Annotated in this window: 23 protein-coding genes; 11 read left to right on the top strand and 12 right to left on the bottom strand. The window is 72.0% G+C overall.

Going from position 1 to position 25,507, the window contains the following annotated elements; all coding sequences use genetic code 11:
* Window positions 1-20: 20 nt before the first annotated feature.
* The 7 genes from R2E43_RS25645 to R2E43_RS25615 form a co-directional block, all read right to left on the bottom strand.
* Entirely contained in the window at window positions 21-2,099 is a 2,079-nt protein-coding gene (locus R2E43_RS25645) for an MMPL family transporter (protein WP_011028402.1), read from the bottom strand.
* Between the two features lie 147 nt (window positions 2,100-2,246).
* Window positions 2,247-3,380 (bottom strand): hypothetical protein, encoded by a 1,134-nt coding sequence (locus R2E43_RS25640; RefSeq protein WP_319123872.1) that lies wholly within the window; start codon window positions 3,378-3,380, stop codon window positions 2,247-2,249.
* A gap of 98 nt (window positions 3,381-3,478) precedes the next feature.
* Window positions 3,479-4,459 (bottom strand): SCO2521 family protein, encoded by a 981-nt coding sequence (locus R2E43_RS25635; RefSeq protein ID WP_003976282.1) that lies wholly within the window; start codon window positions 4,457-4,459, stop codon window positions 3,479-3,481.
* Window position 4,460: 1 nt separating this feature from the next.
* Window positions 4,461-5,426 carry an SCO2522 family protein gene (locus R2E43_RS25630; RefSeq protein ID WP_162495157.1) on the bottom strand — a complete coding sequence of 322 codons (966 nt, stop codon included), beginning with the start codon at window positions 5,424-5,426 and terminating at the stop codon, window positions 4,461-4,463.
* Window positions 5,423-6,340 carry an SCO2523 family variant P-loop protein gene (locus R2E43_RS25625; protein WP_003976280.1) on the bottom strand — a complete coding sequence of 306 codons (918 nt, stop codon included), beginning with the start codon at window positions 6,338-6,340 and terminating at the stop codon, window positions 5,423-5,425. The genes R2E43_RS25630 and R2E43_RS25625 overlap by 4 nt, the downstream gene beginning before the upstream one ends.
* 2 nt (window positions 6,341-6,342) lie before the next feature.
* Window positions 6,343-8,187 carry an SCO2524 family protein gene (locus R2E43_RS25620; protein ID WP_011028405.1) on the bottom strand — a complete coding sequence of 615 codons (1,845 nt, stop codon included), beginning with the start codon at window positions 8,185-8,187 and terminating at the stop codon, window positions 6,343-6,345.
* An 83-nt stretch (window positions 8,188-8,270) separates the two neighbouring features.
* Window positions 8,271-9,044, bottom strand: coding sequence for an SCO2525 family SAM-dependent methyltransferase (locus R2E43_RS25615; RefSeq protein WP_003976278.1), 774 nt, complete (start codon window positions 9,042-9,044; stop codon window positions 8,271-8,273).
* Window positions 9,045-9,292: 248 nt separating this feature from the next.
* Here R2E43_RS25615 and R2E43_RS25610 point away from each other — a divergent pair, with 248 nt between their 5' ends.
* Entirely contained in the window at window positions 9,293-9,847 is a 555-nt protein-coding gene (locus R2E43_RS25610) for a GNAT family N-acetyltransferase (RefSeq protein WP_003976277.1), read from the top strand.
* Here the strand turns inward: R2E43_RS25610 and R2E43_RS25605 are convergent.
* Window positions 9,844-10,539: a TerB family tellurite resistance protein gene (locus R2E43_RS25605; RefSeq protein ID WP_011028407.1), complete on the bottom strand. Its 696-nt coding sequence runs from the start codon at window positions 10,537-10,539 to the stop codon at window positions 9,844-9,846. The two genes, R2E43_RS25610 and R2E43_RS25605, sit on opposite strands and share 4 nt — an antisense overlap.
* Window positions 10,540-10,723: 184 nt before the next feature.
* A complete protein-coding gene (leuA, locus tag R2E43_RS25600; RefSeq protein WP_003976275.1) occupies window positions 10,724-12,445 on the bottom strand; it encodes a 2-isopropylmalate synthase in 1,722 nt (573 codons plus the stop codon).
* 362 nt (window positions 12,446-12,807) lie between these two features.
* Here leuA and R2E43_RS25595 point away from each other — a divergent pair, with 362 nt between their 5' ends.
* From R2E43_RS25595 to R2E43_RS25565, 7 genes are all read left to right on the top strand, one after another.
* On the top strand, window positions 12,808-13,878 hold the full coding sequence (locus R2E43_RS25595; protein WP_003976274.1) for a M4 family metallopeptidase: 1,071 nt from the start codon (window positions 12,808-12,810) through the stop codon (window positions 13,876-13,878).
* Window positions 13,879-13,899: 21 nt separating this feature from the next.
* Entirely contained in the window at window positions 13,900-14,166 is a 267-nt protein-coding gene (locus R2E43_RS25590; RefSeq protein ID WP_003976273.1) for a protealysin inhibitor emfourin, read from the top strand.
* 57 nt (window positions 14,167-14,223) lie between these two features.
* Complete coding sequence (locus tag R2E43_RS25585) at window positions 14,224-15,570, top strand: GH1 family beta-glucosidase (RefSeq protein WP_011028409.1); 1,347 nt, start codon at window positions 14,224-14,226, stop codon at window positions 15,568-15,570.
* 105 nt (window positions 15,571-15,675) lie between these two features.
* Complete coding sequence (locus tag R2E43_RS25580; RefSeq protein WP_003976271.1) at window positions 15,676-16,755, top strand: PhoH family protein; 1,080 nt, start codon at window positions 15,676-15,678, stop codon at window positions 16,753-16,755.
* Between the two features lie 12 nt (window positions 16,756-16,767).
* Window positions 16,768-17,265 (top strand): rRNA maturation RNase YbeY, encoded by a 498-nt coding sequence (ybeY, locus tag R2E43_RS25575; RefSeq protein ID WP_003976270.1) that lies wholly within the window; start codon window positions 16,768-16,770, stop codon window positions 17,263-17,265.
* Complete coding sequence (locus R2E43_RS25570; RefSeq protein WP_011028410.1) at window positions 17,262-18,566, top strand: hemolysin family protein; 1,305 nt, start codon at window positions 17,262-17,264, stop codon at window positions 18,564-18,566. The genes ybeY and R2E43_RS25570 overlap by 4 nt, the downstream gene beginning before the upstream one ends.
* Entirely contained in the window at window positions 18,563-18,937 is a 375-nt protein-coding gene (locus R2E43_RS25565) for an MmcQ/YjbR family DNA-binding protein (protein ID WP_136208392.1), read from the top strand. The genes R2E43_RS25570 and R2E43_RS25565 overlap by 4 nt, the downstream gene beginning before the upstream one ends.
* Here the strand turns inward: R2E43_RS25565 and R2E43_RS25560 are convergent.
* On the bottom strand, window positions 18,899-20,392 hold the full coding sequence (locus tag R2E43_RS25560) for an MFS transporter (protein WP_003976267.1): 1,494 nt from the start codon (window positions 20,390-20,392) through the stop codon (window positions 18,899-18,901). The genes R2E43_RS25565 and R2E43_RS25560 overlap by 39 nt on opposite strands.
* 103 nt (window positions 20,393-20,495) lie before the next feature.
* Between R2E43_RS25560 and R2E43_RS25555 the strand changes: the two genes are divergently transcribed.
* The 3 genes from R2E43_RS25555 to era all read left to right on the top strand — a co-directional run bounded on the left by R2E43_RS25555 (window position 20,496) and on the right by era (window position 22,803).
* Window positions 20,496-21,389: a helix-turn-helix transcriptional regulator gene (locus tag R2E43_RS25555; protein ID WP_003976266.1), complete on the top strand. Its 894-nt coding sequence runs from the start codon at window positions 20,496-20,498 to the stop codon at window positions 21,387-21,389.
* A 38-nt stretch (window positions 21,390-21,427) separates the two neighbouring features.
* Entirely contained in the window at window positions 21,428-21,784 is a 357-nt protein-coding gene (locus R2E43_RS25550; RefSeq protein ID WP_136208394.1) for a cytidine deaminase, read from the top strand.
* A 65-nt stretch (window positions 21,785-21,849) separates the two neighbouring features.
* On the top strand, window positions 21,850-22,803 hold the full coding sequence (era, locus tag R2E43_RS25545) for a GTPase Era (protein ID WP_016326176.1): 954 nt from the start codon (window positions 21,850-21,852) through the stop codon (window positions 22,801-22,803).
* A gap of 22 nt (window positions 22,804-22,825) precedes the next feature.
* Here era and R2E43_RS25540 read toward each other — a convergent pair whose 3' ends face one another.
* Both R2E43_RS25540 and R2E43_RS25535 read right to left on the bottom strand, forming a co-directional pair.
* The gene (locus tag R2E43_RS25540; RefSeq protein WP_247703356.1) at window positions 22,826-23,962 is read right to left on the bottom strand and encodes a carbohydrate kinase family protein; all 1,137 of its coding nucleotides are present in this window, start codon (window positions 23,960-23,962) and stop codon (window positions 22,826-22,828) included.
* 133 nt (window positions 23,963-24,095) lie between these two features.
* The gene (locus R2E43_RS25535) at window positions 24,096-25,481 is read right to left on the bottom strand and encodes an MFS transporter (protein WP_003976262.1); all 1,386 of its coding nucleotides are present in this window, start codon (window positions 25,479-25,481) and stop codon (window positions 24,096-24,098) included.
* Window positions 25,482-25,507 lie beyond the last annotated feature (26 nt).

Genomic DNA, 25,507 nt, shown 5'->3' with positions numbered 1-25,507 from the left:
CGCTCCGGACGCCGGGCACCTCAGACACCGACCGGCTTCCGTACGTCGTCCGGCGCGGAACGGCCTGGCTCCCGGGACAGCCGGCCCGGCCACCACACCCGGCGGCGCAGGGCGACGCTGGCGCTGGTGACCAGGTAGGTGCGGACGAGGAAGGTGTCGAGCAGGACGCCGACCGCGATGACGAAGCCCAGCTCGACCAGTTGCACCATCGGCATGCTGGTGAGCACGGCGAAGGTGGCCGCGAGGACCAGCCCGGCCGAGGCGATGACACCGCCGGTGGTGCGCAGCGCGGACAGGGCCGCCGCGGTGGGTTCGGCGCCGTTCAGGGACTCCTCGCGCATCCGGTGCATCAGGAAGATGCCGTAGTCGACGCCGAGGGCGACCAGGAAGACGAAGGAGAGCAGGCCGAGCCCGGGGTCGGTGCCCTCGAAGCCGAAGAGGGGATCGAAGACGAGCCCGCCGATGCCGAGGGCCGCGCCCCACACGGCGACGACGGCGGCGACCAGGATCAGCGGCGCCACCAGCGAGCGCAGCAGCACGGTGAGGATCAGCAGGACCGAGAGCAGCACGAGCGGTACGACGATGGCGGTGTCCCGGGCGTTGGTGTCCTCCAGGTCGATCTGCTCGGCGCTGGGGCCGCCGACGTAGGAGCCGTCGAGCTTGTCGCGCAGGGTCTCGATGGTGGCGCTCTCGGCGGCCGACTGGGGCGGCGCGGAGGCCAGGACGGTCAGCTCGGTCCAGCCGCCGCCGCTGCGGCCGGCCTCGGCGCTCTCGACGCCCTTGGTGGCGCGGATCTCGGTGAGCGCGGCCTCGGCGCGGCCGGTGGGGCTGATGACGCTGATCGGCTGGGTGCCGGACTCCGGGTAGGCGCCGGCGAGGGTCTCCATCGCGGCGATCGCGTCGGGGCGGGTGGTGAAGGAGTCCTCCTGCTTGAGGTTGCCGGGCAGGGCGAAGGTGCCCAGCGCGAGCGCGCCGAGCAGGACGGCGCCGCCCACCAGGACGGTGCGGGGCCGGCGTTCGGCGGAGCCGCCCATCGCGGCGAACAGCGACCGGCGGGCCTTGGGGGTGCTGCCGTGGCGGGGCACCAGCGGCCAGAAGACGCGGCGGCCGAGCAGGACGAGGAGCGCGGGCAGCAGGGTCAGCATGGCGGCCAGCGCGCACAGCACGCCGACGGTGCCGAGCGGGCCCATGCCCCGGCTGGAGTTGAGGTCGGCGGCGAGCAGGCACAGGAGTCCGGCGGCGACGGTGCCGGAGGAGGCCAGTACGGCGGGCCCGCAGCCGCGCAGGGCGGCGAGCATGGCGTCGTACGGCCGCTCGATGCGGCGCAGTTCCTCGCGGTACCGGGAGACCAGCAGCAGCGCGTAGTCGGTGCCCACGCCGAAGACGAGGATGGTCATGATGCCGCTGCTCTGGCCCGAGACGGCGGTGCCGAAGGTCTGGTTGAGGCCGTAGGCGACGCCCATGGAGAGGTAGTCGGCGAGTCCGGCGACGGCGAGCGGCACGAGCCACAGGAAGGGGCTGCGGTAGATCAGGATCAGGAGGAGGGCGACCACCGCGGCGGTGGTGTAGAGCAGCGGACCGTCGAGGGAGTTGTAGACCTCGGAGGCGTCGGTGGCGAGCGCGCCGGAGCCGCCGACCTCGACGCCGAGCCCGTCGCCCCCTCGGGCGATGTCCCGTACGTCGTTGACGAGTGCGTCGCGGGCCTTCTCGTCCGTGCCGGGCTCGGTGGAGGCGACCGGGTACATGAGGGTGGTGCCGTCCTTGGACGGGATGCCCGCGGGACGGCCGGTGAGTTCGTGCGCGCCGGCGATCTCGGCGACCTGCTCGGCGGCGGTGGCCCGGTCGGCGGCGGTCAGTCCGGCGTCGCGGTGGTAGACGAGGACCATCTCGGTGGCCTCGCCGCCGGGCAGCCGCTCCTGGATCTTGGCGACCTGCGTCGAGTCGGCGCTCGCCGGCAGGTAGTCGACGGCCCGGTCGTGCTGCACGTCGCCGAGTTTCGCCGCGAACGGCGAGGCGATCGCCAGCACGGCGATCCACAGTCCGAGCACCAGCCAGGGCACGGCCCGCCGCCGCGCCGTGCCTGTCGTTGTGGCCCCCATCTGACGGGCCTCCCTCCGGTGGATGTCTGGGTGGGTCTCCAGACTTCCGCCGGCGGGGTGCCGACGCGTCGGGCGTGAGGGCGAGCCTCGGGCTACTGCCCGGGGAGACACGGGGCCGTCGTTACTCCCCGGGGAGTACGGCGGCCCTCACGCCTGGTCGACCACCCATTTCCCGTCCTCCTCGTCGTCGACGCGCACCTCCAGTTCGCGCAGGCCCATGCCCGCGTCCCAGAGCTCCCTGAAGCGCTTGAGCCGGTCCCGTACGTAGTCCTGGCGTGCGGTGAGCCGGGTGCGGACGTTGACGTCCCGCAGGTCCTGCTCGATCTCGAACGACACCTCCTCGTCGTAGAGGATGAAGTCGTTGGTGGTGCCGCGCTGGAGGTGCGGGGGCAGTTCCGGCAGGACCGCCACGCGGACGTCGATGCGGCGCAGCTCCTGCTCCTCGCACAGCCGCAGCAGCCGGTCGTCGAGTTCGCGGGCGCTCTCCAGCAGGAACAGGCGGCGCACGGTGACGCCCTGTTCGTCGATGGCCGCCTGCTGGGCGTCGAGGTAACGTCCGGCGGGCTCGCTGTTCCAGAACTGCCGGTCGACGGAGGTGCTGGTGGCGAGGATGGACTGCTCGGCGGCCTTGGTGAGGGTGAGCATCCAGTCGTGGTTCTCGCCGGGGCACTCGGCGCTGAGGTTGGTGAGGTCCGCCATGTGGCCGACCACCCGGGACATCTCCAGGTGGACGAAGGTGTGCAGGATGGAAGGGCTGGGCAGCAGGACGTCGGCGAAGCCCTTGGCGAGGTCGGGCACGCTGTCGATGCGGACCGGGTCCAGCGCGCGGGCGGCCTCGGCCGGCCCGTGGTCGGCCTGGGTGACATGGGTCTCGACCAGCTGCTTGACGTCCTCGGTGTGCCGGGTGAGGCCCGATTTCAGCTCGGTGTCGTAGCGGCTGAGACCGTCGCGTACGGCGGTGGTGTTCTCGGCGAGTGCGTCCTCCACCCGCCGGGTGTGCTCCTCGAGCCGGGTGTGCTCGTCCAGCCGGTCCGGTCCCGGGCGCGGGGCCATGCCGAGGACGTACTGGACGGCCAGCGCGGCGGCGGCGCAGAGTACGGCGGCCACGAACTGCCGCACGGTGCCGTCGTCCGGGTCGAGAAGGGCCGCGACGCTCCAGAAGAGGCCGCCGACGACCAGGGCGACCAGCAGCATGCGGGTCCAGGGGGACTCGCCCCTCGGGTCGATCGGGTTGGTCGTGCGGGGCGTGTCGTCGGGTCGGGGTGACTGTGCCGTGCTCATCTCGCTCTCTCCCCCCGTTGGGATACGCGTCGGATCGTGCGGGGATGTGCGTGCGGTGACGGGCGTGCGGTGCTGCGCGTGCCGGACGGCGGGCTCGGTCAGGGAGCCGGTTCCACCTCCCGATGGGCTGCGGGAATGGCGTGCAGGGTGAGCTGGTCGCGGATGCGCTGCACCAGGGCCTGCCACTGGCGGGTGAAGCCGGGGCGCTCCTCCAGCGGGTCCCACAGCGCGGCCAGTTCGAGGCCGACCCGGGCGCCCGGCATCCACAGGTGCAGGAGGTGGTCGACGGCCGGGCGCAGGGTCCGTACGACGGCGCCGGCGTCGTGGGCGGCCCCGGCGCCGAGGCGGAGGCCGTCGAGCATGCGGACGACGGTGGTGAGCAGCCAGTCGTGCAGGGCCAGGTCGTCGCAGAGCGCGGCGAGTTCGGCGCCGGTGGTGCCCTCGGGCACCCGCAGGCGTACGGTGCGCAGCTCGTCCTCGGCGAGGGTGAACCGTTCCAGCGAGGGGCCCTCGCCGGGGGCCGCGGGCAGCGCCGCCCAGCGCAGCCGGGTGGGGCGGGAGCGGAAGGGCGGGCGCTGGTCGAGCAGGGGGTGGCGCAGCACCCGGGTGAGCAGGCCGTCGGCGATGAGTCCGACGTCGAGGTCGCCGTGGCGGGGGCCGCCGAGGACGCCTTGGGCGACCGCCTCGTGCGGGAGCTTGCCGAGCGGTTCGACGACGCCGGGCCGCACCAGGTACTCGCCCCAGGGGCGCCGCTGGTCGGGTCCGCTGCCGGGCAGGCGGCAGTGGGCGGAGGTCTGCAGGACGCGGCCCTCGGTGAGCGCGGCGTGCGCGGTGACGGTGCCGACGGCACGGATGCGGGCGCCGTTGGCGCTGGGCAGGGGGCAGTCGACGCCGGTGAGGGTGTCGGGGGAACGCGCGTAGAGGCCGGGGCGTTCGGAGAGCAGCACGCGTTCGTCGGCGCGCAGGCCGAGGAGCTGGGCGGCGGACCGGATGTCGAGGGCCTGCCGGGCGGGCAGCAGGCAGGTGCGGATCTCGCCGCAGGCGAGGACGGCGGGCGGGGTGCTCTGCCGCGGCGCCATGTCAGGGCCCCGAGTAGTACACGTAGGAGATGCGGTCGGCGACCGAGTCGGGGACGGCCATGCGTTCCTTCCCGGAGCGGTCGGCGACCTGCGCGAGTGCTCCCGGGTCGACCTCGATCTGGTCGAGGATCACGCGGACGGCGTGTTCGACGGGGAGGAAGCGGGTGGGCAGGACGGAGCAGGTGCGGTAGGCGGCGAAGGGGTCCGCGCGCTCGTTGAGCTTCAGCAGGGTGGGCAGTTCGTCCCAGGTGTCGGGGAAGCCGCCGGCGGTGTGCGGCTGCGGGGCGAGGACGGCCTCGCCCTCGTTGCGCAGGAGTCCGAGGCGGGCCAGCTGCCACACGGCGGCGAGGAAGGGGCAGGACCACAGGCGCTGTCCGTCGGCGTCGTCGCTCCACAGCTCGACGTCGAGGAAGACGGAGTGGCGGCGGGCGGCGGTCTCGTGCGGGGGCTGCCAGACGGCGGCGCGCTTCATGGCCTGCGGGGTGCGGGCGACGGGGCTGCGTTCGCCGTTGGCGAGCCAGCCGGTCTGCGCGGCGGGCGGGCGCAGGCCGTAGCTGCCGGGCGGCGGGGACTCGACGATGCGGGCGGCGACCGCCTCGGCGACGGGCACCTTGCCGGTGACGGCGCAGCCGGACTCGCGGGCCAGGTAGTCGACGCTCAGTCCGGCCCGCTCGGCCTCCGCGAGGAGCATGGGGACGACCTCGGCGGGGGTGGAGAAGCGGGTGAAGTAGTCGTCGATGAGGAAGCAGGTGCTGATCCGGGGCCGTTTGCCGCCGGCCCGGGCGGTGGCGGCGGTGCGGGCCGCCTCCACCCAGGACCGTACTTCGGCGAAGTGCACGCGCAGCCGTTCGGGTCCGGCCTCGAAGTCCTCCATGTAGAGGTGGCCCAGCTCCACGGAGAGGTGGGCCAGCGGCACGGACTGGGTGCGCGGCTCGGCGGCGGTCTCGCGGAACACGGGCTCCGTCACAGCCGCCCCCAGTGGGTGTCGTCCGTCAGGCGCCGGGCGATCTCCTCCAGCGCCTCCAGCGTCTCCTTGTTGGCTATCTGGGTGGAGAGGACGTCTTCCTCGGTGATGAGCTGCTCCTGCCACTGGAGGATGGGTTCCAGCGGCACGATGCCGAGGACGACGCTGTCGCCGATGCGCTGTTCGGCGGCGAGCCGGCGCAGTGCCTCGTCGCAGGCCTGCATCCAGGTGGCCTGGGCGGTGGAGCCCTGGGACCACAGAGGTGACTCGGGGTCGGGCACGGCGGCCCGCACGAAGCGGATCGCGGCGCGCAGGTCGTCCTCGTCGTGGCCGCGCTCGACGCCGCCGCCGATGATGCCGTGCTCGGCGTGGACGAGCCCGGAGGCGGCGATCACGTGCTGGCGGGTCCAGCGGTGGAAGACCAGCCAGCGGAAGGGGGTGTTGCGCATCCGGGGGTGGGCGGTGGCGTCGAGGACCATGTCGACGGCGTAGCTGCGGCCGGCGCTGAGGTCGACGAAGGTGACGTCGAACTCGGCGTTGAGCTTGAGCAGCAGGTCGACGCAGCGCTCCAGGGCCTCCTCGCCGGTGGCGAACTCGCCGCCGCCCGCGTCGCCGGGGAACAGCACCAGGCGGCCGGACTGGTTGGGGCGGGCGCGCAGCAGGGGGTGCTCGGTCTCCCGCCAGACGTCGATGCGGACCGGTTCGGAGGTGTCGCCCTCCAGGTAGGAGTGCAGACCGCGTTCCTGGGTGCCGCGCATGGCGCTGGGCACGTCGAAGACGGCGGCGGCGGTGGGTGAGCCGAAGTCGAAGTCGACGTAGGCCACGTGGTCACCGGTGAGGGCGCGCTGGTAGGCCAGGTTGGCGCTGGTCACCGAGCGTCCCGTGCCCCCCTTGTCGGAGGCGGCGAAGACCAGCACGCTCACACCTCCTGGGCGGCGGCGCCCCTGGCCTGGGCCAGGGTGTCGAGTTCCTGGAGCACGGGCAGGGCCAGGGCGAAGGCGGTCGCGGGCCGTTCGTCGACCAGGCCGCGGGCGTGGTCGAGGCGGCTCTCGATGCTCCGCATGGCTCTGGCTCTGGCTCCGTCGGCGGCGGCGGACGCCTCCAGCTGCTCCCGGCCGAACAGGTGGGTGGCCTCACTGAGCAGTTCCCGGGCCAGTTCGGCGAGTTCGGGGCTGCGGATGGGCTCCTGCTCGTACAGGATGCGGGCGGCGACGAGGCATTCGGTGACGCGCTCGGTGATGCTCCAGGACATGCGCAGTCCGGCGTCCTGGGCGTCGGGGTAGACGGCCTGGATGTTGTCCCAGAGGCCGGCGCCCTCCTCCTCGTCGATGCGCCGCTTCCACAGGTGTTCGAAGGACTGCTCGGCGAGGCGGAGCAGGCGGTCCTGGGCGCCGATGTTCCGGGAGAGTTCGGCGAGCTGGATGATCCGCTTGAGGAGCTGGGCGGAGAAGTCGGTCATCCGCCACAGGAGCTGGCCGCCGGCGCGCTCGGAGCCCGCGAGCGGCATGGTGACGCCCGGGGTGTGCAGCAGGAGGGTCGGGTCGTTCTTGGTCATGCGGCTGGTGACCCGGCCGCGGTCGGCGAGGCGCTCCATGATGGCGACGGTGCGGGTGAGGTCGTCGTCGGTCGCCTTCCGGCGGACCAGGTCGTGGACGAGGATGGCCGCGACGGTCAGGGAGAAGTACTCGGACTCCAGGCGCAGGCCGGTGGTCTGCCAGGGCAGGTCCTCCAGGGGCCAGCGCTCGCCGCCGAAGCGGGCGATCGCGGACCAGTACTGCTGGCTCAGCTCCCAGCGCAGGCGCAGCATCTCGGCGAGTTTCTGCTGGTCCTCGTCGAGCAGGCCGAGGGTGAGGGTGCGGTCGGAGAAGAGGTCCTGGATGCCGTCGAGGGCTACGACGGTGAAGTACACGTAGGGCAGCCGGTCGGCGATGCCGTCGGGCTGGCCGGGTACGTCGACGTTCAGGTCGGTGATCTGCGGTGCGTCCTTGACGATGCCCCAGGCCCAGCCGCACTCGAAGAGCTGGCTCTCGTCGCGGATGCCCTCGTCGACCTGGATGCCCCGGGAGAGGCTCTCGATGATGGTGGCGCGCAGCGGGCGTAACCGGCGGGAGAACTGCTGGAGGACGATCCGGTCGGACTGCCCGCCCTGGCCGATGACCTGGATGAGCCGCTTGCCCTGCTCCGACTCGGCGTCGAAGACGTTCACGGAGAAGGACCGCAGCAGGCTGACCATCGCGGAGGTCAGCCGGGCGTTGGTGGCCTCCCGCAGTTCGGCGATGGCCTTGAGGACCTCGGGCCGGGTGGTGGTGCCCTCGTAGACCTTGAGGAAGCCGAGGGTGGCCAGGCAGAGCGTGACGGACATGGAGTAGGAGTCGACCACGCCCAGCTGGCGCTGTTCGTGGCTGACCGTGCCGCCGGGTTCGGAGGGGCGGAAGTAGTGTCCGCCGGAGAAGGTGGGGCTGTCGTCCGTGCCGGTGTGGGTGCGCATGAACTGGGTCAGCGCGGCGATCAGGTTGGGCGGGATCTCCAGCCGGCTGCCGACCCGGTCGAGGGCGCGCAGGACGTCACGTTCGGTGGTGTCCGGCTGGTCGAGCCGGAAGGCGGGGACCTCGGTGGCCGGATACAGCAGGCAGAGCAGACGCTCGGCGTCCGCGACGCTGCTCAGTCCGTCGGTGTCCCCCCGGACCAGCTTCCCGTCGTCGAACGAATGACGGGCCATGGCCTGCCAGATGTCCAGCAGGTGCTGGCGTGGCTTGATCTGCATCCCCGCACCCCTCGTACAGACCTCGTTGCCCTGTGTTCGGCATGTCCCCGTTGCGATGGTCCCCGTTGAGCATGTCCCCGTTCCTACGGGGCGGCAATCGCCGAATTGCGCCGTCCCAGGGCGAGGAGCATTCCCTCGTGCCCCGGCCGCACCGAGTGGTGCAGATCGTGGATCTCCAGCTCCTGGGTGAACGGCTCCAGGCTCTGGCCGACCGTTTCCTCGTTCACCCGGTAGGCCGGGTAGTCGTGGGCGCCGACGCGGTAGCCGACGGACTCCTTCATGAAGGCGGCGGCGAACGGCGCTCCCTCGCCGAGCGCGTTCATGAAGCAGCGCACGCCGCGGTGGAACTCCTCGGGCGCCTCGGACATGGAGTCGGCGACGAAGAACATGGTGCCCAGCGACCAGCGCCGGTCGCCGCCCTCCAGGTCGAACAGGTTGCCGCGCTCGACCCGGACGATGTCGGCGACCAGCGGTCTCGGTTCGACGGCGGCGTAGGCGGGGGCCTCGCGCAGCACGTCCCAGAAGGGGTCCCAGGCGATGTCGTACCCGGCCGGGGCGACCTGCTTCTCCAGGTATTCGACGTTGGGGCGCGCGTACTCCAGCAGGAGCAGCTTCTCGCACCAGGGCAGCATGGACAGGGCGGGGTACAGGTTCGCGCCGGCGCCGACGTCGATGCCGCGCGCCGAGCGCGCGGGGGATCCCTCGAAGCAGCGGGTGAAGTAGTCGCGCATCAACCGGACGATCAGCAGGTCGACTTCGAGAGGTGTCCGGTAGTTGTTGTCCACGTACACCTCTGGATCGAACTTCGACCAAGGCGCGTCGGCGTTGCGATCCATAGTCACCCTGCCACGTTCCATTCGAATTTGGACAAATCCCCAGCACTGTTCACGGTAAGTGACACGGCCACTACGGACCAGTACGGGAATACGCCATCCTCATCCGCCCGGCGCACGTCGGGCGCATGGTCGCACACCCGAACTCGCCCTTGCATGAGGGAAGTTGGACGCTCACTCTAGCCAGAAGCAGACACTGGCCGCCACATGAGTCCTTCACTCGACCGTGTGGGGCACGGATGCCCAAGAGTTGACGCAGACCAGGGGGTTGCATGACCGCCGAACCGCTGGAACGTTCCCTCGACCACGACCCGCTCACCCGGCCCGGACTGCCACCGGACGACCTGCCACTGGACCTGCGCACGGCACGGGAGTCCGACCTGCCGGAGCTGCGGCGGCTGGACGAGGAGGTCTTCCAGGACTTCGCCTATCCCGGGTTCCTGCTGCGCCAGCTCTTCGACATGTACGAGGAGCACTTCCTGGTCCTCGACGACGGCACGGGCAGGCTGCGCGGCTACGTGCTGGCCGCCACCCGGACGCTCGGCCGGGACAGCTGGATCCTCGGCCTGTGCGTGACCCCGGACCGGCGCCGCCACGGGCTGGGCCGGGAGCTGATGCGGGAGGTCCTGAGCCGGTTGCGCCGGGACGGCATACAGGTCGTCCGCCTCACGGTGGAGCCCGCCAACCTCGCCGCCATCTTCCTCTACCGTTCGCTGGGCTTCCGCCCCGAGGAACCCGACGGCGGCCTGCGTCCGGACTACTTCGGTCCGGGTGTGCACCGCCAGATCATGCGGCTGGACCTCGCGCCGGACCGGGGCCTGCCCTAGGAGGGCGTGCCCGCCGACTCCAGGAGGCGGGTGACGTCGTCGGAGCAGATGGTCAGGGCCGCGCCGACGGTGGCCAGGGCGTCGCGTTCGGCGGGGGTGTAAGGGCCGTCCGCCAGGGCGATGCGGGCACCCTGCAACAGGATCGACTCGCGGCCGACGGCGGCGAGGTGCGGTGCCAGCGGGTCGAGGGCCTCGTGCAGTTCTATCGCCAGGCCCGGCACGCAGGGTTCGCCGCGGACCCGGCCGGTGTCCGCCTCCAGCGCCTCGACGAGCGCGTTCAGCTGCTCCTCGGTGCAGTCCTCGAAGCCGGCCGCGCGCACCGCGACGGTCGCGGTCTCCAGCGAGGTGCGGGAGCAGGTGCCGCCCGCGGTGAGGACCGCGAGGGCGACGGTGTGCACGGCGTCGCGGAGCATCGCGGAGAAGCGGGTGGTGGTCGGGTGGTCGAGGACGTCGGTGCCGTAGTGGCGGCGGCAGGCGGCGCACTCGACGGTCGGCGCGGACTCGCCGCGGGGCAGCACGGGCACGCCGAGCAGGGTGAAGCGGCGGCGGCCGGTGAGCCGCGTGTAGTTGCGGTCGCCGCCGCAGCCGGGGCAGAAGAACTCGCCGTCGCCGACGGGCGTCCACGCGGTGCGGGTGCCCAGGATGCGTGGCAGCCGGGCAGCTCGGCCGTTCGGTCCCCGTCCAGGCAGCACGTCGCACCTCCATAACGGCGCGACAGCATCGTCGCGCTGGCGTGATGTTAGCCACATCACCGACGCGGAGTCAGTACCCAGGACGAGACCTTTCCGTGACCATCACAGATATATGGCCGGTATATGACGGGGTCCCGCCCACCGGTTTCCGGCGGGCGGGACCTCAAACCGCTGATTCGGCTGGTCAGCGAGTCGCGCGGTTGACGGCGGAGACGACGGCCTTCAGCGAGGCGCGCGTGGTGTTCGCGTCGATTCCGATGCCCCACAGCACCTTGTCGCCGATCGCGCACTCGATGTAGGAGGCGGCCTGCGCGGAGGCGCCCTCGCTCATCGTGTGCTCCTGGTAGTCCAGCAGCCGTACGTCGATGCCGACGCCCTGCAGTGCGTGGAAGAACGCCGAGATCGGGCCGTTGCCGCTGCCGACCAGGGTGGTCTCCGCACCGTCGACCGTGGCGTCCACGGTGAGGGTGTCGACGCCGTCGCGGTCGGTCGTGGTCTGCCCGTTGGCCACCTGGATGCGGCCCCAGGGGTTGTCCGGATTGGGCAGGTACTCGTCCTGGAAGACGTCCCAGATCGCGGTCGGCGTGATCTCGCCGCCCTCGGCGTCGGTCTTGGCCTGGATGAGCTTCGAGAACTCGATCTGCATCCGGCGCGGCAGGTCCAGGCTGTGGTCGTTCTTCAGGACGTACGCGATGCCGCCCTTGCCGGACTGCGAGTTGACGCGGATGACGGCCTCGTAGGAGCGGCCGACGTCCTTGGGGTCGATGGGCAGGTACGGGACGGCCCACTCGATGTCGTCGACGGTGACGCCCCTGGCGGCCGCGTCGGCCTCCATGGCGTCGAAGCCCTTCTTGATGGCGTCCTGGTGGGAGCCGGAGAAGGACGTGTAGACCAGGTCGCCCACGTACGGGTGGCGCGGGTGGACCTCCATCTGGTTGCAGTACTCCCACGTGCGACGGATCTCGTCGATGTCGGAGAAGTCGATCTGCGGGTCGACGCCCTGGGAGAACAGGTTCATGCCCAGGGTGACCAGGTCGACGTTGCCGGTGCGCTCGCCCTGTCCGAACAGGCAGCCCTCGATGCGGTCGGCGCCGGCCATCAGCGCCAGCTCGGCCGCCGCCACCGCCGTACCGCGGTCGTTGTGCGGGTGGACGGACAGGCAGACGTGCTCGCGGCGGGACAGGTTGCGGCCCATCCACTCGAAGCGGTCGGCGTGCGTGGACGGCGTGGAACGCTCCACCGTGGCGGGCAGGTTGAGGATGATCTCGCGGCCGGGGCCGGGCTGGTAGGTGTCCATCACCGCCTCGCAGACCTCCAGGGCGAAGTCCAGCTCGGTGTCGGTGAAGATCTCCGGCGAGTACTGGTAGCCGAACTCCGTCTCCGGGCCCAGCAGCTTCTCGGCGTACTCCATGACCAGGCGGGTGCCGTCGACCGCGATCTGCTTGATGTCGTCGCGCGAGCCGCGGAAGACGACCCGGCGGAAGACCGGGGCGGTGGCGTTGTACAGGTGGACGGTGGCCCGCCGGGCGCCCTTCAGGGACTCCACCGTGCGCTCGATCAGGTCCTCGCGGGCCTGGGTCAGTACGGAGATGGTGACGTCGTCCGGGATGGCGCCGGGCTCCTCGATGATGGAGCGCACGAAGTCGAAGTCGGTCTGGCCGGAGGCCGGGAAGCCGACCTCGATCTCCTTGTAGCCCATCTTGACCAGCAGGTCGAACATGGCGCGCTTGCGGACCGGCGACATGGGGTCGATCAGGGCCTGGTTGCCGTCGCGCAGGTCGGTGGAGAGCCAGCGGGGAGCGGTGGTGATCCGCTGGTTCGGCCAGGTGCGGTCGGCGATGTCGACCTGGTCGTAGCCGCGGTACTTGGCGGTCGGCATGGGGCTGGGCTGCTGGCGGTTGGCCATGATGGCGTGGGCTCCTCGTGATGTCCGCGGATCTCGGCGGTGTCCGCGTCGTCCGCGTGTCCGGAAGGACGGCCGACGGCACCACCAAGCTCCGCGGGGAGGGAGTCGGCCTCTACAGGCCCTCGCCGCGGCAGCTAAGGAGAAGCAGCCCGAATCGCATGATGCCCAGCACCCTAGCCGAGTCACGCGGGTCACGCGGGTCCGTATCAGTATGCGGGACCGGGGTGAGAAAGGGGACAAAAAGTGCGGTATACCACTCCCGGCCGGATCGCGGGGGTCCCTTCCCGCCTCTTCCCACCTCCGTGCACCGATCCCGGTTGCGGGTAGTGACAGGGCGGTCACGCAGTGCGAGAGTGCCGGACATGACGCCACACGGGGGCTTCCAGCCCGTCTTCTGCACGATCGTCCCGCCCCACGTCCTCGACCGGCTCGCCCGCAACACGGACCCCGTGCTCGCCGGGCCCGCCCGCCGCACCATCCAGCGCGACGCCGCCGAACGCACCCGCCGCGGCCTGACCGCGGTCGTCGGCGCCCCCTCGGTGGCCCCGCGCGCGGACGCGGAGCCCGGGAAGCCGCAACGCACGATCTACGACGCCGGCCACGGCACCGACCTGCCGGGCGACCAGGTGCGCGGCGAGGGCGACGAGCCCGGCCAGGACGCCACCGTGAACCGCGCCTACGCGGGGCTGGGCGCCACCTTCGAGCACTACCTCGAGGTCTACCGGCGCGACTCCATCGACGGCGCGGGCCTGCCGCTGGACGCGACCGTGCACTACGACCGCGAGTACAACAACGCCTTCTGGAACGGCGAGCAGATGGTGTTCGGCGACGGGGACGGCGAGATCTTCCTCGACTTCACCGTCGCCCTGGACGTGATCGGCCACGAGCTGACCCACGGCGTCACCCAGCACACCGCCAACCTGACCTACTACGGCCAGCCCGGCGCCCTGAACGAGTCGGTCTCCGACGTCTTCGGCTCCCTCATCAAGCAGTACGCGCAGGGCCAGACCGCCGCCGAGGCCGACTGGCTGATCGGCGCCGGACTGCTCGCCCCGCGGGTGACGGGCGAGGCGCTGCGCTCCATGAAGGCGCCGGGCACGGCCTACGACGACGACGTGCTCGGCAAGGACCCGCAGCCCGCGACGATGGACGACTTCGTGCGCACCGGCCGTGACAACGGCGGCGTGCACATCAACTCCGGCATCCCCAACCACGCCTTCTACCTGCTCGCCACCGCGCTCGGCGGGCACGCCTGGGAGCGGGCCGGGCAGCTCTGGTACGACGTGCTGACCGGCGGCGAGCTGGCCGAGGACGCGCTGTTCGCGGACTTCGCGACGCTGACGGTGAAGGCCGCCCGGGAGCGCTACGGCGACGGGGACGAGCTGGAGGCGGTCGGCAAGGCCTGGGAGCAGGTCGGGGTGCGGACGCTGTAGTTCCGTACTAGACACGGGTCCATGCGGATTCAGGTGAGGCGCACAGGAGGCTTCGCGGGCATCGAACGCCACGCGGAGGTCGAGACCGCGGGACGCCCCGACGCGGACGAGTGGCACGCCCTGGCCGAGCGGGCGGTCGCCGACGGCCGGAGCACCCCGCCGGTCGGGGTGCCGGACGGGTTCAGCTACCAGCTCACCGTGGACGGGCGGACGGTGTACGCCGCCGATCCCCGGCTGACGGACGAGCAGCGCGCGCTGATCTCGCGGGTGCTGAAGGAGGGCGCGTAACGCCGCCCGCGCGCACGGGCGTTGACTTCGCTCACCGCGGGTACGGATGATCCGCGCATGGCGACTGACGACGCGATGCCGGCGAAGCCGATGCCGCGGTTCCCGGACGGCTTCCTGTGGGGCGTGTCCACGTCCGCGCACCAGATCGAGGGTGCGGCCGGGCTGCGGGGGCCGTCCGTGTGGGACGCGTTCACGGCGGAGCCCGGCCGGGTGAGGGACGGCTCGACGGCGGCGGTGGCCTGCGACCACTACCACCGCTACCGCGAGGACGTGGCGCTCCTCGCCGGCCTGGGCGTGGACGCCTACCGCTTCTCCGTCTCCTGGCCCCGGGTGGACTCCCCCGGCGGCCTGGACTTCTACGACCGCCTGGTGGACGAGCTGTGCGCGGCGGGCGTGCGGCCGGTGCCGACGCTGTTCCACTGGGACCTGCCGGCGGGCCTGGACTGGCTGGAGCGGGACACGGCCGCCCGGTTCGCCGAGTACGTGTCACTCGTCGCGGAGCGCCTCGGCGACCGGGTCGGCAAGTGGATCACCCTCAACGAGCCCGCCGAGCACACCCTGCTCGGCCACGCCCTGGGCGTCCACGCCCCCGGCCGGGAGCTGCTCTTCGACGCCCTCCCGGTCGCCCACCACCAGCTCCTGGCGCACGGCCTGGCGGTGCGGGCGCTGCGCGCGGCGGGCGCGACGGACGTGGGGATCGCCAACTCGCACGGTCCGACGTGGCCCGCCTCGGACGACCCGGCGGACCGGGAGGCGGCGGACTTCTACGACCTCCTGCTGAACCGGATGTTCGCCGACCCGCTGCTGACCGGGCGGTACCCGGAGGGCGTCGGCGCGCTCATGCCCGGTTCCGCCGAACGGGTCGAGGCCGACCTGGAGGTCATCGCCGAGCCGCTGGACTGGTACGGCGTGAACTACTACGCGCCGACCCGGGTGGGCGCCCCGCAGGGCGCGGAGATCGAGTTCGGCGGGGTGACGCTCCCGGCCGAACTGCCCTTCTCGGTGCGCCGGATCGAGGGGCGGCCGGTGACGGACTTCGGCTGGCCCGTGGTCCCGGAGGGGCTGACGGAGCTGCTCACCGGTTTCCGGGACCGCTACGGCGACCGGCTCCCGCCGGTCGTGATCACGGAGAACGGCTGCTCCTACGAGGGCCTCGACGACCATGACCGCATCGCCTACCTCGACGGGCACGTGCGCGCCCTGCACCGGGCGATCGAGGCGGGCGTGGACGTGCGCGGCTACTTCGTGTGGTCGCTCCTGGACAACTTCGAGTGGGCCGAGGGGTACGCCCGCCGCTTCGGACTGGTCCATGTGGACTTCACGACGCTCGCGCGCACGCCCAAGGCGTCGTACGGCTGGTTCCGGGATCTGCTCGACGGGCAGCGGCGGGTACCGGTCGGATAAACCCCTCGGTGCTGTCGGCGGGGAGTCGTACGCTGGAGTCAGCAGACACACCCGTCACGCGGCGGACGCCGCAGAGGAGGACGAGCAGGCCTAGAGCGCCGGCCCATGACTCAGACACCCTCAGCCCACACCCCCGCGCAGGGGCAGGCGAGCGCACGGATCACCGTCCCCGCCCAGCACCCCATGGTGACCGTACTGGGCTCCGGAGACTCCCTCCTGCGCGTGATCGAGAAGGCCTTCCCGGCGGCCGACATCCATGTCCGGGGCAATGAGATCAGCGCCGTCGGCGACACCCATGAGGTCGCCCTCGTACAGCGCGTGTTCGACGAGATGATGCTGGTGCTGCGCACGGGGCAGCCGATGACGGAGGACGCAGTGGAACGCTCGATCGCCATGCTCAAGGCGAGCGAGAACGGGGAGAGCGACGGCCAGGAGACCCCGGCCGAGGTGCTCACGCAGAACATCCTGTCCTCGCGCGGCCGCACGATCCGCCCCAAGACGCTGAACCAGAAGCGGTACGTCGACGCGATCGACAAGCACACCATCGTCTTCGGCATCGGCCCCGCGGGCACCGGCAAGACCTACCTGGCGATGGCCAAGGCGGTGCAGGCCCTGCAGTCCAAGCAGGTCAACCGCATCATCCTGACCCGCCCGGCGGTCGAGGCCGGGGAGCGGCTCGGCTTCCTGCCGGGCACGCTGTACGAGAAGATCGACCCGTATCTGCGCCCGCTGTACGACGCGCTGCACGACATGCTCGACCCGGACTCGATCCCGCGTCTGATGGCGGCGGGCACGATCGAGGTCGCGCCGCTGGCGTACATGCGCGGCCGTACCCTGAACGACGCGTTCATCATCCTGGACGAGGCGCAGAACACCAGCCCCGAGCAGATGAAGATGTTCCTCACCCGGCTCGGCTTCGAGTCGAAGATCGTGATCACGGGTGACGTGACGCAGGTCGACCTGCCGGGCGGCACGAAGTCGGGGCTGCGGCAGGTGCAGGAGATCCTGGAGGGCGTCGAGGACGTCCACTTCTCCCGGCTCACGTCGCACGACGTCGTCCGGCACAAGCTGGTGGGCCGTATCGTCGACGCCTACGAGCAGTACGACAGCAGGAACGGCACCGAGAACGGCGGCCACAACGGCGGCCGGACACCGAGACACGGTGCCAAGGCCAAGGGGAAGTAGACCAGCACGACCATGTCGATCGACGTCAACAACGAGTCCGGAACCGAGGTCGACGAGCAGGCGATCCTCGACATCGCCCGCTACGCGCTCGCGCGGATGCGCATCCACCCGCTCTCCGAACTGTCGGTGATCGTCGTGGACGCCGAGGCCATGGAGCAACTGCACATCCAGTGGATGGACCTGCCCGGCCCCACCGACGTGATGTCCTTCCCGATGGACGAGCTGCGTCCGCCGTCCAAGGACGAGGAGGAGGCGCCGCAGGGGCTGCTCGGCGACATCGTGCTCTGCCCCGAGGTCGCCGCCAAGCAGGGCGCCGAGGCGCCGACGGAGCACTCCATGGACGAGGAGCTCCAGCTCCTGACCGTCCACGGGGTGCTGCACCTGCTCGGGTACGACCACGAGGAGCCCGACGAGAAGGCCGAGATGTTCGGTCTGCAGGCCGCGATCGTGGACGGCTGGCGTGCGGAGAAGGGCCTGACCGGCCCGTCCCCGGCCCCGACGGTCTCATGAGCTTCCCGCTCGTCGCCGGCGCCGTCGCCCTGGTGGTGGTCGCCTGGCTGGCCGCGTGCGCGGAGGCGGGGCTCGCGAGGGTCTCCAGCTTCCGCGCCGAGGAGGCGGTACGGTCCGGGCGCCGGGGCGGCGAGAAGCTCGCCCAGGTCGCCGCGGACCCGACGCGCTACCTGAACGTGGCGCTGCTGGTGCGGGTCGCCTGCGAGATGGCGGCCGCCGCGCTGGTCACGTACGCCTGTCTCAGGCAGTTCGACGGCACCGGCGAGGCGCTGATCATCGCCATCGCGGTGATGGTGCTGCTCTCCTACGTCGCCGTCGGGGTCTCGCCGCGCACCATCGGGCGCCAGCACCCGCTGAACACGGCGACCGCCGCGGCGTACGTGCTGCTGCCGCTGGCCCGGATCATGGGCCCGATCCCGTCGCTGCTGATCCTCATCGGCAACGCGCTGACTCCGGGCAAGGGCTTCCGCCGGGGGCCCTTCGCCTCGGAGGCGGAGCTGCGGGCGCTGGTGGACTACGCCGAGAAGGAGTCCCTGATCGAGGCCGAGGAGCGCCGCATGGTGCACTCGGTGTTCGAGCTGGGCGACACCCTCGTGCGGGAGGTCATGGTGCCGCGCACCGACCTCGTGGTCATCGAGCGCTACAAGACCATCCGGCAGGCCCTCACCCTCGCTCTGCGCTCCGGTTTCTCCCGGATACCGGTGACCGGCGACAGCGAGGACGACATCGTCGGCATCGTCTACCTGAAGGACCTGGTCCGCAGGACGCACATCAGCCGGGACGCGGAGAGCGACCTGGTCTCCACCGCGATGCGCCCGGCGTCCTTCGTGCCGGACACCAAGAACGCCGGTGACCTGCTGCGCGAGATGCAGAAGGAGCGCAACCACGTCGCCGTCGTCATCGACGAGTACGGCGGCACGGCGGGCATCGTCACCATCGAGGACATCCTGGAGGAGATCGTCGGCGAGATCACCGACGAGTACGACCGGGAGCTGCCGCCGGTGGAGGAGCTGGGCGGGGACCGCTTCCGGGTCACCGCCCGCCTGGACATCGGCGACCTGGGCGAGCTGTACGGCCTGGACGAGTACGACGACGAGGACGTGGAGACGGTCGGCGGTCTGCTCGCCAAGGCGCTGGGCCGCGTCCCGATCGCCGGGGCTTCGTCGATCGTGGAGCTGCCCGACGGCCGTGAGCTGCGGCTGACGGCGGAGGCCGCCGCGGGCCGCCGGAACAAGATCGTGACGGTGCTGGTGGAGCCGGTGGGCGCGGCGAAGCCGGCCGAGGAGGCCGTGTCCGAATGACCCCCGGGGAACTGCGCGACCTCTGCCTGTCCTTCAACGCCGCGGTGGAGGACTTCCCCTTCAACCCGGAGACCTCGGTCTTCAAGGTGCTGGGGAAGATGTTCGCGCTGACCTCGCTGGACGGACGCCCGCTCACCGTCAACCTCAAGTGCGACCCGGACGACGCGCTCCGGCTGCGCCGCGAGCACCCGGGCCTGATCGTGCCCGGCTGGCACATGAACAAGCGGCACTGGAACACCGTGACGGTGGGTGCCGGGCCGGACGCGGGACGGCTCCCGGACCGTGTCGTCCGGGAGCTCGTGGAGGACTCGTACGACCTCGTCGTCGCCGGTCTACCGCGCGCGGAGCGGCTCCGCCTCGACCGCCCCTGAGCCCGCCGGGCGGTTGCTGCGCAGCCCCACCGCGACCAGTACGGCCGCCGCCAGCACGATCGCCGCGTCCAGGACCAGCACCGTGTGGACGCCGGAGCGCAGGTCGGTCGCGGTGGTGGCGAGCACGCCGAGCAGCGGGATGCCGACGGTGATGCCGACCTGCTGGGTGGAGGTGACCAGGCCGGTCGCCAGGCCCTGCTCCTCGTCGGGGACGCCGGAGGTGACGGTCAGGCCGTAGGAGATGATCGCGCCGAGGTGGCACATGCTGGCGAGGGACACGGCGGCCGTGGCGAGCACCACCGACCAGCTTCCCTCCCCCATCACCAGCAGCGGCAGCCCCAGCAGGCCCTGCCCGGCGAGCGAGCCCACCAGGGTGCGGCGGGCACCGAAGCGGCCGATGACGCGCGGGGCGAGGGAACCGGCCACCACCGACAGCAGGCCCTGCACCCCGAAGACCAGGCCGGTCTCGAAGGCGCTCAGACGCAGGACCTCCTGGAGGTACAGGGTGAGCACGAAGACCACCGTCGACATCGTCGAGAAGGTGACCAGGCCGCCCAGGTTGCCCCAGGCCACCGTGCGGCGGCGCAGCATCGGCAGGGAGACGAGGGGCGCCGCGCTGCGGGACTCGACGGCCACGAAGGCGGCCAGGAGCAGCAGGCCCGCGCCGAGGGTGACGAGGACGTCGGTGCGGCCGAAGCCGTGCTCGGCGGCCGTGGTGAGGGCGTAGATCAGGGAGAGCAGGCCGCCGGTGACGGTGACCGCACCGGGGACGTCGAGGCGGGGCCGCTCGGGGAGGGGGGCGCGTCCCACGCCTTCGAGGCTGCGGGGGAGGGAGTCGGGCAGCAGGCGGGGCGCGAGGGGCAGCACGATCAGGGCGAACAGGGCGAGCAGGCCCATGGTGGAACGCCAGCTCAGCAGGTCGGTCAGGACGCCGCCGGCCACCATGCCGACGGTGAAGCCGAGCGAGAGCAGGGTGCCGGAGATGCCGAGGGCGCGGTCGCGGGCGGGGCCCTCCGGGAAGGTCGTCGTCAGCAGCGACATGCCGGTCGGGACGATGGCCGCCGCGCCGAGGCCCTGGAGGGCGCGCCCGGCGAGGAAGGAGGCCGGGTCCCAGGCGAGGGTGGCCAGCAGGGAGGCGGCGCCGAAGAGCGCGAGCCCGGCGAGGAAGAGCCGCCGCCGGCCGTAGAGGTCGCCCATGCGGCCGAAGAGCAGCAGGAACCCGCCGGACGGCAGCGCGAACGCGGTGACCGCCCACTGGAGGGCGGAGGTGCTCATGCCGAGGTCCGCGCCGAGCACGGGCAGGGCGACGTTCAGGACGGAGAAGTCGAGCGCGACCATGAACTGGGCCGCGCAGAGCACGAACAGGATGAGCCGGTCGCGGGCCGAGAGCCGGGGAGCGGCCTGCTGTTCGGCAACGGGGGCCGGGGTGGGAGTCGGGGTGGTGTCGATCGCCATGGACATGAGCCTCGGGCCCCCGGAATAGTTGTGGGGAGACGCCGATTGTCCTGGTGGTGCCACCACCAGGCACCGGCGGGTTGGCTACGGGGGGAGTGCGTACGTGCCGGACGTGATCACGAGGGCCGGGACCGCGGGCCGGGACCGGCGCCGCAGTGAGCTGCGGGAGTTCTTGATGAGCCGCCGGGCGCGGGTGTCCCCGGCCGAGGTCGGCCTGCCGGACGGCGGGGCGCGGCGCCGCACGCCGGGGCTGCGCCGCGAGGAGGTGGCCGTGCTCGCCGGGGTGGGCGCGTCCTGGTACCAGTGGCTGGAGCAGGGCCGCGACATCTCCGTCTCCCCGCAGGTGCTGGACGCGGTCGGCCGGGTGCTGCGGCTCAGCAACACCGAGCGCCGCCATCTGTACGTGCTGGCGGGGCTGAACCCGCCCGCGGCCGAGGTGGAGCCGTCGAAGCGGGACATGTGCGAGGGGCTGCGGCGCCTGATCGACACGTGGATGCCGTATCCGGCGCACATCATGGACCGCTACTACAACTGCGTGCTGTACAACGACGCGGCGGCGACGGTGCTGGGCATGCGGCCCGAGACGACGTGGAACTGCATCCTCGACTTCTTCACCGACCCCCTCTACCGCTCCCGGGCCCGCAACTGGGAGCACAACGCGCGCACGGTCGTCGCCCAGTTCCGCGCCACCTGCGCGGCCAACCCGGACGACGAGGGCTTCCAGCAGGTACTGGCGGACCTGACGGGGGCCAGCGCCGAGTTCGCCGCGCTGTGGGAGGAGCGGGACATCGAGGACGCGGGGCAGATCCGCAAGGAGCTGGACCACCCGCTGGTCGGCCTCCTCAGCCTGGAGTCGACGGCGCTCCAGGTCCCGGCCCGCCCCGACCTGACGATCGTGCTGCACACGCCGCTGGAGGAGGCGAACACGGCGGCGAAGCTGGAGTGGCTGGCGTCGCCGGAGGGCCGGCGCGGGGCGATGTACCCGGTGGCGGGGTGAGCGGTCCGGCACCCGGCGGGGCTCCGTATGCTCACCCCATGACCACCGAGACTCCCGGCCTCGACCCCGAGGACCGCAAGATCGTCACCCTGGCCCGCTCGGCCCGCGCCCGCAACGGCGTGCCCGAGGGCGCGGCCGTTCGCGACGAGACCGGCCGCACGTACGTCGCCGGGACCGTCGCCCTGGACTCCCTGAAGCTCAGCGCCCTGCGTACGGCGGTGGCGATGGCGGTGGCGTCCGGCGCGAAGTCCCTGGAGGCCGCGGCCGTGGTGACGGAGGCCGGGTCGGCGTCGGACGAGGACCGGGCGGCGGTACGGGACCTGGGCGGGGCGAAGACGCCGGTGCTGGTGGCCGCGCCCGACGGCACGGTGCGGGCCGCGGTGAGCGCGGGCTGACGCGCGCGGGCCCGGCGGACGACCGTGGTACGGCGGGGCTTCGGGGATCAGGGACAATGGGCGCCATGAGCGTTCGTACCCAGTCATCCGAAGAACCGGCCGAGACTGTTCACCGGGCCGGCTTCGCCTGCTTCGTGGGCCGTCCCAACGCGGGCAAGTCCACCCTGACGAACGCTCTGGTCGGGCAGAAGGTGGCGATCACCTCCAACCGCCCGCAGACCACCCGGCACACCGTGCGGGGCATCGTGCACCGCGAGGACGCGCAGCTGATCCTGGTGGACACCCCGGGGCTGCACAAGCCGCGCACCCTGCTGGGCGAGCGGCTGAACGACGTGGTGCGCACCACGTGGGCCGAGGTGGACGTCATCGGCTTCTGCCTGCCGGCGAACGAGAAGCTGGGCCCCGGCGACCGCTTCATCGCCAAGGAGCTGGCGGGGATCAGGAAGACCCCGAAGGTCGCGATCGTCACCAAGACCGACCTGGTGGACTCCAAGACGCTGGCCGAGCAGCTGATCGCGATCGACCAGCTGGGCAAGGAGCTGGGGATCGCCTGGGCGGAGATCGTCCCGGTGTCCGCCACGGCGAACCAGCAGGTGGACCTGCTCGCCGACCTCCTCACCCCGCTGCTGCCCGAGGGTCCGGCGCTCTATCCCGAGGGCGACCTGACGGACGAGCCCGAGCAGGTCATGGTCGCGGAGCTGATCCGCGAGGCCGCGCTGGAGGGCGTACGGGACGAGCTGCCGCACTCCATCGCGGTGGTCGTCGAGGAGATGCTCCCGCGCGAGGACCGCCCCGCGGACAAGCCCCTCCTGGACATCCACGCCAACGTCTACATCGAGCGCCCCAGCCAGAAGGGCATCATCATCGGCCCCAAGGGCAAGCGCCTGAAGGACGTCGGCATCAAGTCCCGCACCCAGATCGAGGCCCTCCTCGGGACCCCGGTCTTCCTGGACCTGCACGTGAAGGTCGCCAAGGACTGGCAGCGCGACCCGAAGCAGCTGCGGCGGCTCGGGTTCTGACGCTCCCGAGGAGCGCCGGCGGTCAGGGTGTCGGGCGGCGGAAGCCGATCGTCGGGACCGCGCGGCGCAGGGGCCAGGAGCCGGGCTGGGCGTCGGGGACCAGGTCGGCCAGGAAGGCGTAGCGGCGCAGGGCCGTCGGGTCCTGGCTCTCGACCGACTGGACCTTGCGCCACCAGGTGGCGATCTCGCACCAGCCGGGTGCCGCCAGCGAGCCGCCGAACTCCTGGACGGACAGGGCCGCGGTCAGGCCCGCGAAGGCGAGCCGGTCGGCGAGCGGCCAGCCGGCCAGGGTGCCGGTGACGAAGCCGGCCACGAACACGTCCCCGGCGCCGGTCGGGTCCAGGGCCTCCACCTCGATGGCCGGGACCTCGGCGCTCTCCCCCGTGCGCCGGTCCACCGCGTACGCGCCGTCCGCGCCGAGGGTGACCACGGCGAGCGGCACGTGCTCGGTCAGGGCGTGTGCGGCGGCGCGGGGACAGGTGGCGCCGGTGTAGCGCATGGCCTCCTCCGCGTTCGGCAGGAAGGCCTCGCAGTGCGCCAGGTCGGGCAGTCCGGCCAGGTCCCAGGCGCCGGTGTCGTCCCAGCCGACGTCGGCGAAGACGCGGGTGCCGCGCGCGGCGGCCTGGGCGATCCAGGGGGCGCGGACACCGGGCGTGAGGGAAGCGACGGCCGCACGCGCGCGGGGCGGGCAGTCGGGAGACGGCTCCTCCGGCGGCGGTTCGTGGCCGTGGGAGACCATCGTGCGCTCCCCCTCGTACGCCATCGAGACCGTCACCGGCGAGTGCCAGCCGGGCACGGTGCGGGACGGGGACAGGTCGATGCCCTCGCCCTGGGCGAGCGCGTCCCAGCAGTAGTCGCCGTAGTGGTCGTCGCCGAAGGCGGCGGCCAGCGAGGTGCGCAGGCCGAGGCGGGCCAGCGCGGTCGCCATGTTGGCGATGCCGCCCGGGCTCGACCCCATCCCCCGGGCCCAGGACTCGGTCCCGCGCACCGGGGCGGAGTCGAGCCCGGTGAAGATCACGTCGAGGAAGACCGTACCGGTCAGATACACGTCCCAGGGCGGGTCCTGCGGGGTGCGCAGGGCGGCCAGGGGATCGACCTGGGGGTGGCGGTGCGATCCCTCGGGCGAGACGTGGCGGTGCGTTCTCTCGTCGGCCGGCATGACCGGAACGTCGGTCGCGCCGGGCACGTCGGTGGACACGGTGGACGCTGTCACGGTGCGCTCCCTGGCATGGTGCGGACCCCGCCAGTGTGCACCACGCCACCGACAGTGCGGTGGTGCCGGCCGCGTGGCGTCAGGCGGTGGCAGGACCCGGCTGCGCGGTCCGGGCGGCGCCCGGGGTGGTCTCCGGCGCGGGCGCCGCGACCGCCCTGGCCGGCCGGGTGCGGACCCGGTCGTTGCGTCCGCCGCCGCGCACCAGCAGCACGCTCAGCGCGGCCAGGAAGCCGACGACGGTCAGCCCGACCAGGCCGCCCTTGGTCGAGCCGGTCGTGTCCTCGATGATGCCGAAGGCGGTGGGGGCGACGAACCCGCCGAGGTTGCCGATCGAGTTGATCAGCGCGATGCCGGGGGCCGCGGCGCGGGCGTCGAGGTAGCTCTGCGGGATGGTCCAGAAGACCGGGGAGGCCGGTTTGAAACCCATCGCGGCCAGGCACAGCGCGCCGAGCCCGACCCAGGGCGAGACGAACACGGCCAGCAGGGTGCCGCACCCGCCGAGCAGGAGCAGGACGACCAGCACGGGCCGGCGCCTGCCGATGCGGTCGGAGACCCGGCCGCTGACGAACAGGGCGGCCAGCGCGCACAGCCACGGCACGGCGGTCAGCAGCCCCACCTGGAAGTCGCTGACCCCGCCGATGTCGTCCACGATCGACGGCAGCCAGAAGGTCACCGCGTACAGGGCGACGTTGATGGCGAAGTAGATCCAGAGGAAGAGCAGCATCTGGGGGTCGGCGAGCAGCTTCCAGCGGGAGACCCCGGCCGCCTTCCCGCCGCGCCGGGCGTCGCGTTCGTCCTGCTCGGCGTCGATGGCCGCGACCAGGCCGGACTTCTCCTCGTCGGTCAGCCACGTGGCCTGCTCGACGCCCGAGTCGAGGAAGCGGTAGACGACGAAGCCGAGGACGACGGAGAAGACGCCCTCGATGAAGAACATCCACTGCCAGCCCGCGTGGCCCCAGATCCCGTGCAGCTCCATCAGCGCGCCCGAGACGGGGCCGACGATGACGGTGGCGGTGCCGGAACCCATCAGGAAGATCGAGGTGGCCCGGCCCCGGTGGGAGTCGGGGAGCCAGCGGCTGAAGTAGTAGATGACGGCCGGGAAGAAGCCCGCCTCGGCGACGCCGAGCAGGAAACGCAGGGCGTAGAACATCTCCACGCTGTCGACGAAGGCCATCGCGGTGGCGACGACACCCCAGCTGATCATGATGCGGGTGAGCCACACCTTGGCCCCGAACCGCTCCATCAGCATGTTGGAGGGGACCTCGAAGATGGCGTACGCGATGAAGAAGATGCCGGCGCCGAGGCCGAACGCGGCGGCCGACAGGCCGACGTCGGCGCGGAGTTCGTCCTGGGCGAAGCCCAGGTTGACGCGGTCCATGTAGTTCGCCACGAACATGACGAAGAAGAGCGGGACCACGCGGCGGAAGATCTTGCGGACGGCGGACTGTACGGCGGGGGAATGCACCTCGGGGACTTCGGCGGACACGAGCG

The sequence above is a fragment of the Streptomyces violaceoruber genome (assembly GCF_033406955.1).
In the GTDB taxonomy this organism is placed as follows: Bacteria; Actinomycetota; Actinomycetes; order Streptomycetales; family Streptomycetaceae; genus Streptomyces; species Streptomyces violaceoruber.
This window is presented reverse-complemented; position numbering and strand designations above follow the sequence as displayed.

What these genes read in the sequence shown, in the direction of transcription:
- R2E43_RS25645 (WP_011028402.1), bottom strand. Translation starts at nt 2,099, where the DNA reads ATGGGGGCCACAACGACAGGCACGGCGCGGCGGCGGGCCGTGCCCTGG.
- R2E43_RS25640 (WP_319123872.1), bottom strand. Translation starts at nt 3,380, where the DNA reads ATGAGCACGGCACAGTCACCCCGACCCGACGACACGCCCCGCACGACC.
- R2E43_RS25635 (WP_003976282.1), bottom strand. Translation starts at nt 4,459, where the DNA reads ATGGCGCCGCGGCAGAGCACCCCGCCCGCCGTCCTCGCCTGCGGCGAG.
- R2E43_RS25620 (WP_011028405.1), bottom strand. Translation starts at nt 8,187, where the DNA reads ATGCAGATCAAGCCACGCCAGCACCTGCTGGACATCTGGCAGGCCATG.
- R2E43_RS25615 (WP_003976278.1), bottom strand. Translation starts at nt 9,044, where the DNA reads ATGGAACGTGGCAGGGTGACTATGGATCGCAACGCCGACGCGCCTTGG.
- R2E43_RS25610 (WP_003976277.1), top strand. Translation starts at nt 9,293, where the DNA reads ATGACCGCCGAACCGCTGGAACGTTCCCTCGACCACGACCCGCTCACC.
- leuA (WP_003976275.1), bottom strand. Translation starts at nt 12,445, where the DNA reads ATGGCCAACCGCCAGCAGCCCAGCCCCATGCCGACCGCCAAGTACCGC.
- R2E43_RS25595 (WP_003976274.1), top strand. Translation starts at nt 12,808, where the DNA reads ATGACGCCACACGGGGGCTTCCAGCCCGTCTTCTGCACGATCGTCCCG.
- R2E43_RS25590 (WP_003976273.1), top strand. Translation starts at nt 13,900, where the DNA reads ATGCGGATTCAGGTGAGGCGCACAGGAGGCTTCGCGGGCATCGAACGC.
- R2E43_RS25585 (WP_011028409.1), top strand. Translation starts at nt 14,224, where the DNA reads ATGGCGACTGACGACGCGATGCCGGCGAAGCCGATGCCGCGGTTCCCG.
- R2E43_RS25580 (WP_003976271.1), top strand. Translation starts at nt 15,676, where the DNA reads ATGACTCAGACACCCTCAGCCCACACCCCCGCGCAGGGGCAGGCGAGC.
- ybeY (WP_003976270.1), top strand. Translation starts at nt 16,768, where the DNA reads ATGTCGATCGACGTCAACAACGAGTCCGGAACCGAGGTCGACGAGCAG.
- R2E43_RS25570 (WP_011028410.1), top strand. Translation starts at nt 17,262, where the DNA reads ATGAGCTTCCCGCTCGTCGCCGGCGCCGTCGCCCTGGTGGTGGTCGCC.
- R2E43_RS25565 (WP_136208392.1), top strand. Translation starts at nt 18,563, where the DNA reads ATGACCCCCGGGGAACTGCGCGACCTCTGCCTGTCCTTCAACGCCGCG.
- R2E43_RS25560 (WP_003976267.1), bottom strand. Translation starts at nt 20,392, where the DNA reads ATGGCGATCGACACCACCCCGACTCCCACCCCGGCCCCCGTTGCCGAA.
- R2E43_RS25550 (WP_136208394.1), top strand. Translation starts at nt 21,428, where the DNA reads ATGACCACCGAGACTCCCGGCCTCGACCCCGAGGACCGCAAGATCGTC.
- era (WP_016326176.1), top strand. Translation starts at nt 21,850, where the DNA reads ATGAGCGTTCGTACCCAGTCATCCGAAGAACCGGCCGAGACTGTTCAC.
- R2E43_RS25540 (WP_247703356.1), bottom strand. Translation starts at nt 23,962, where the DNA reads ATGCCGGCCGACGAGAGAACGCACCGCCACGTCTCGCCCGAGGGATCG.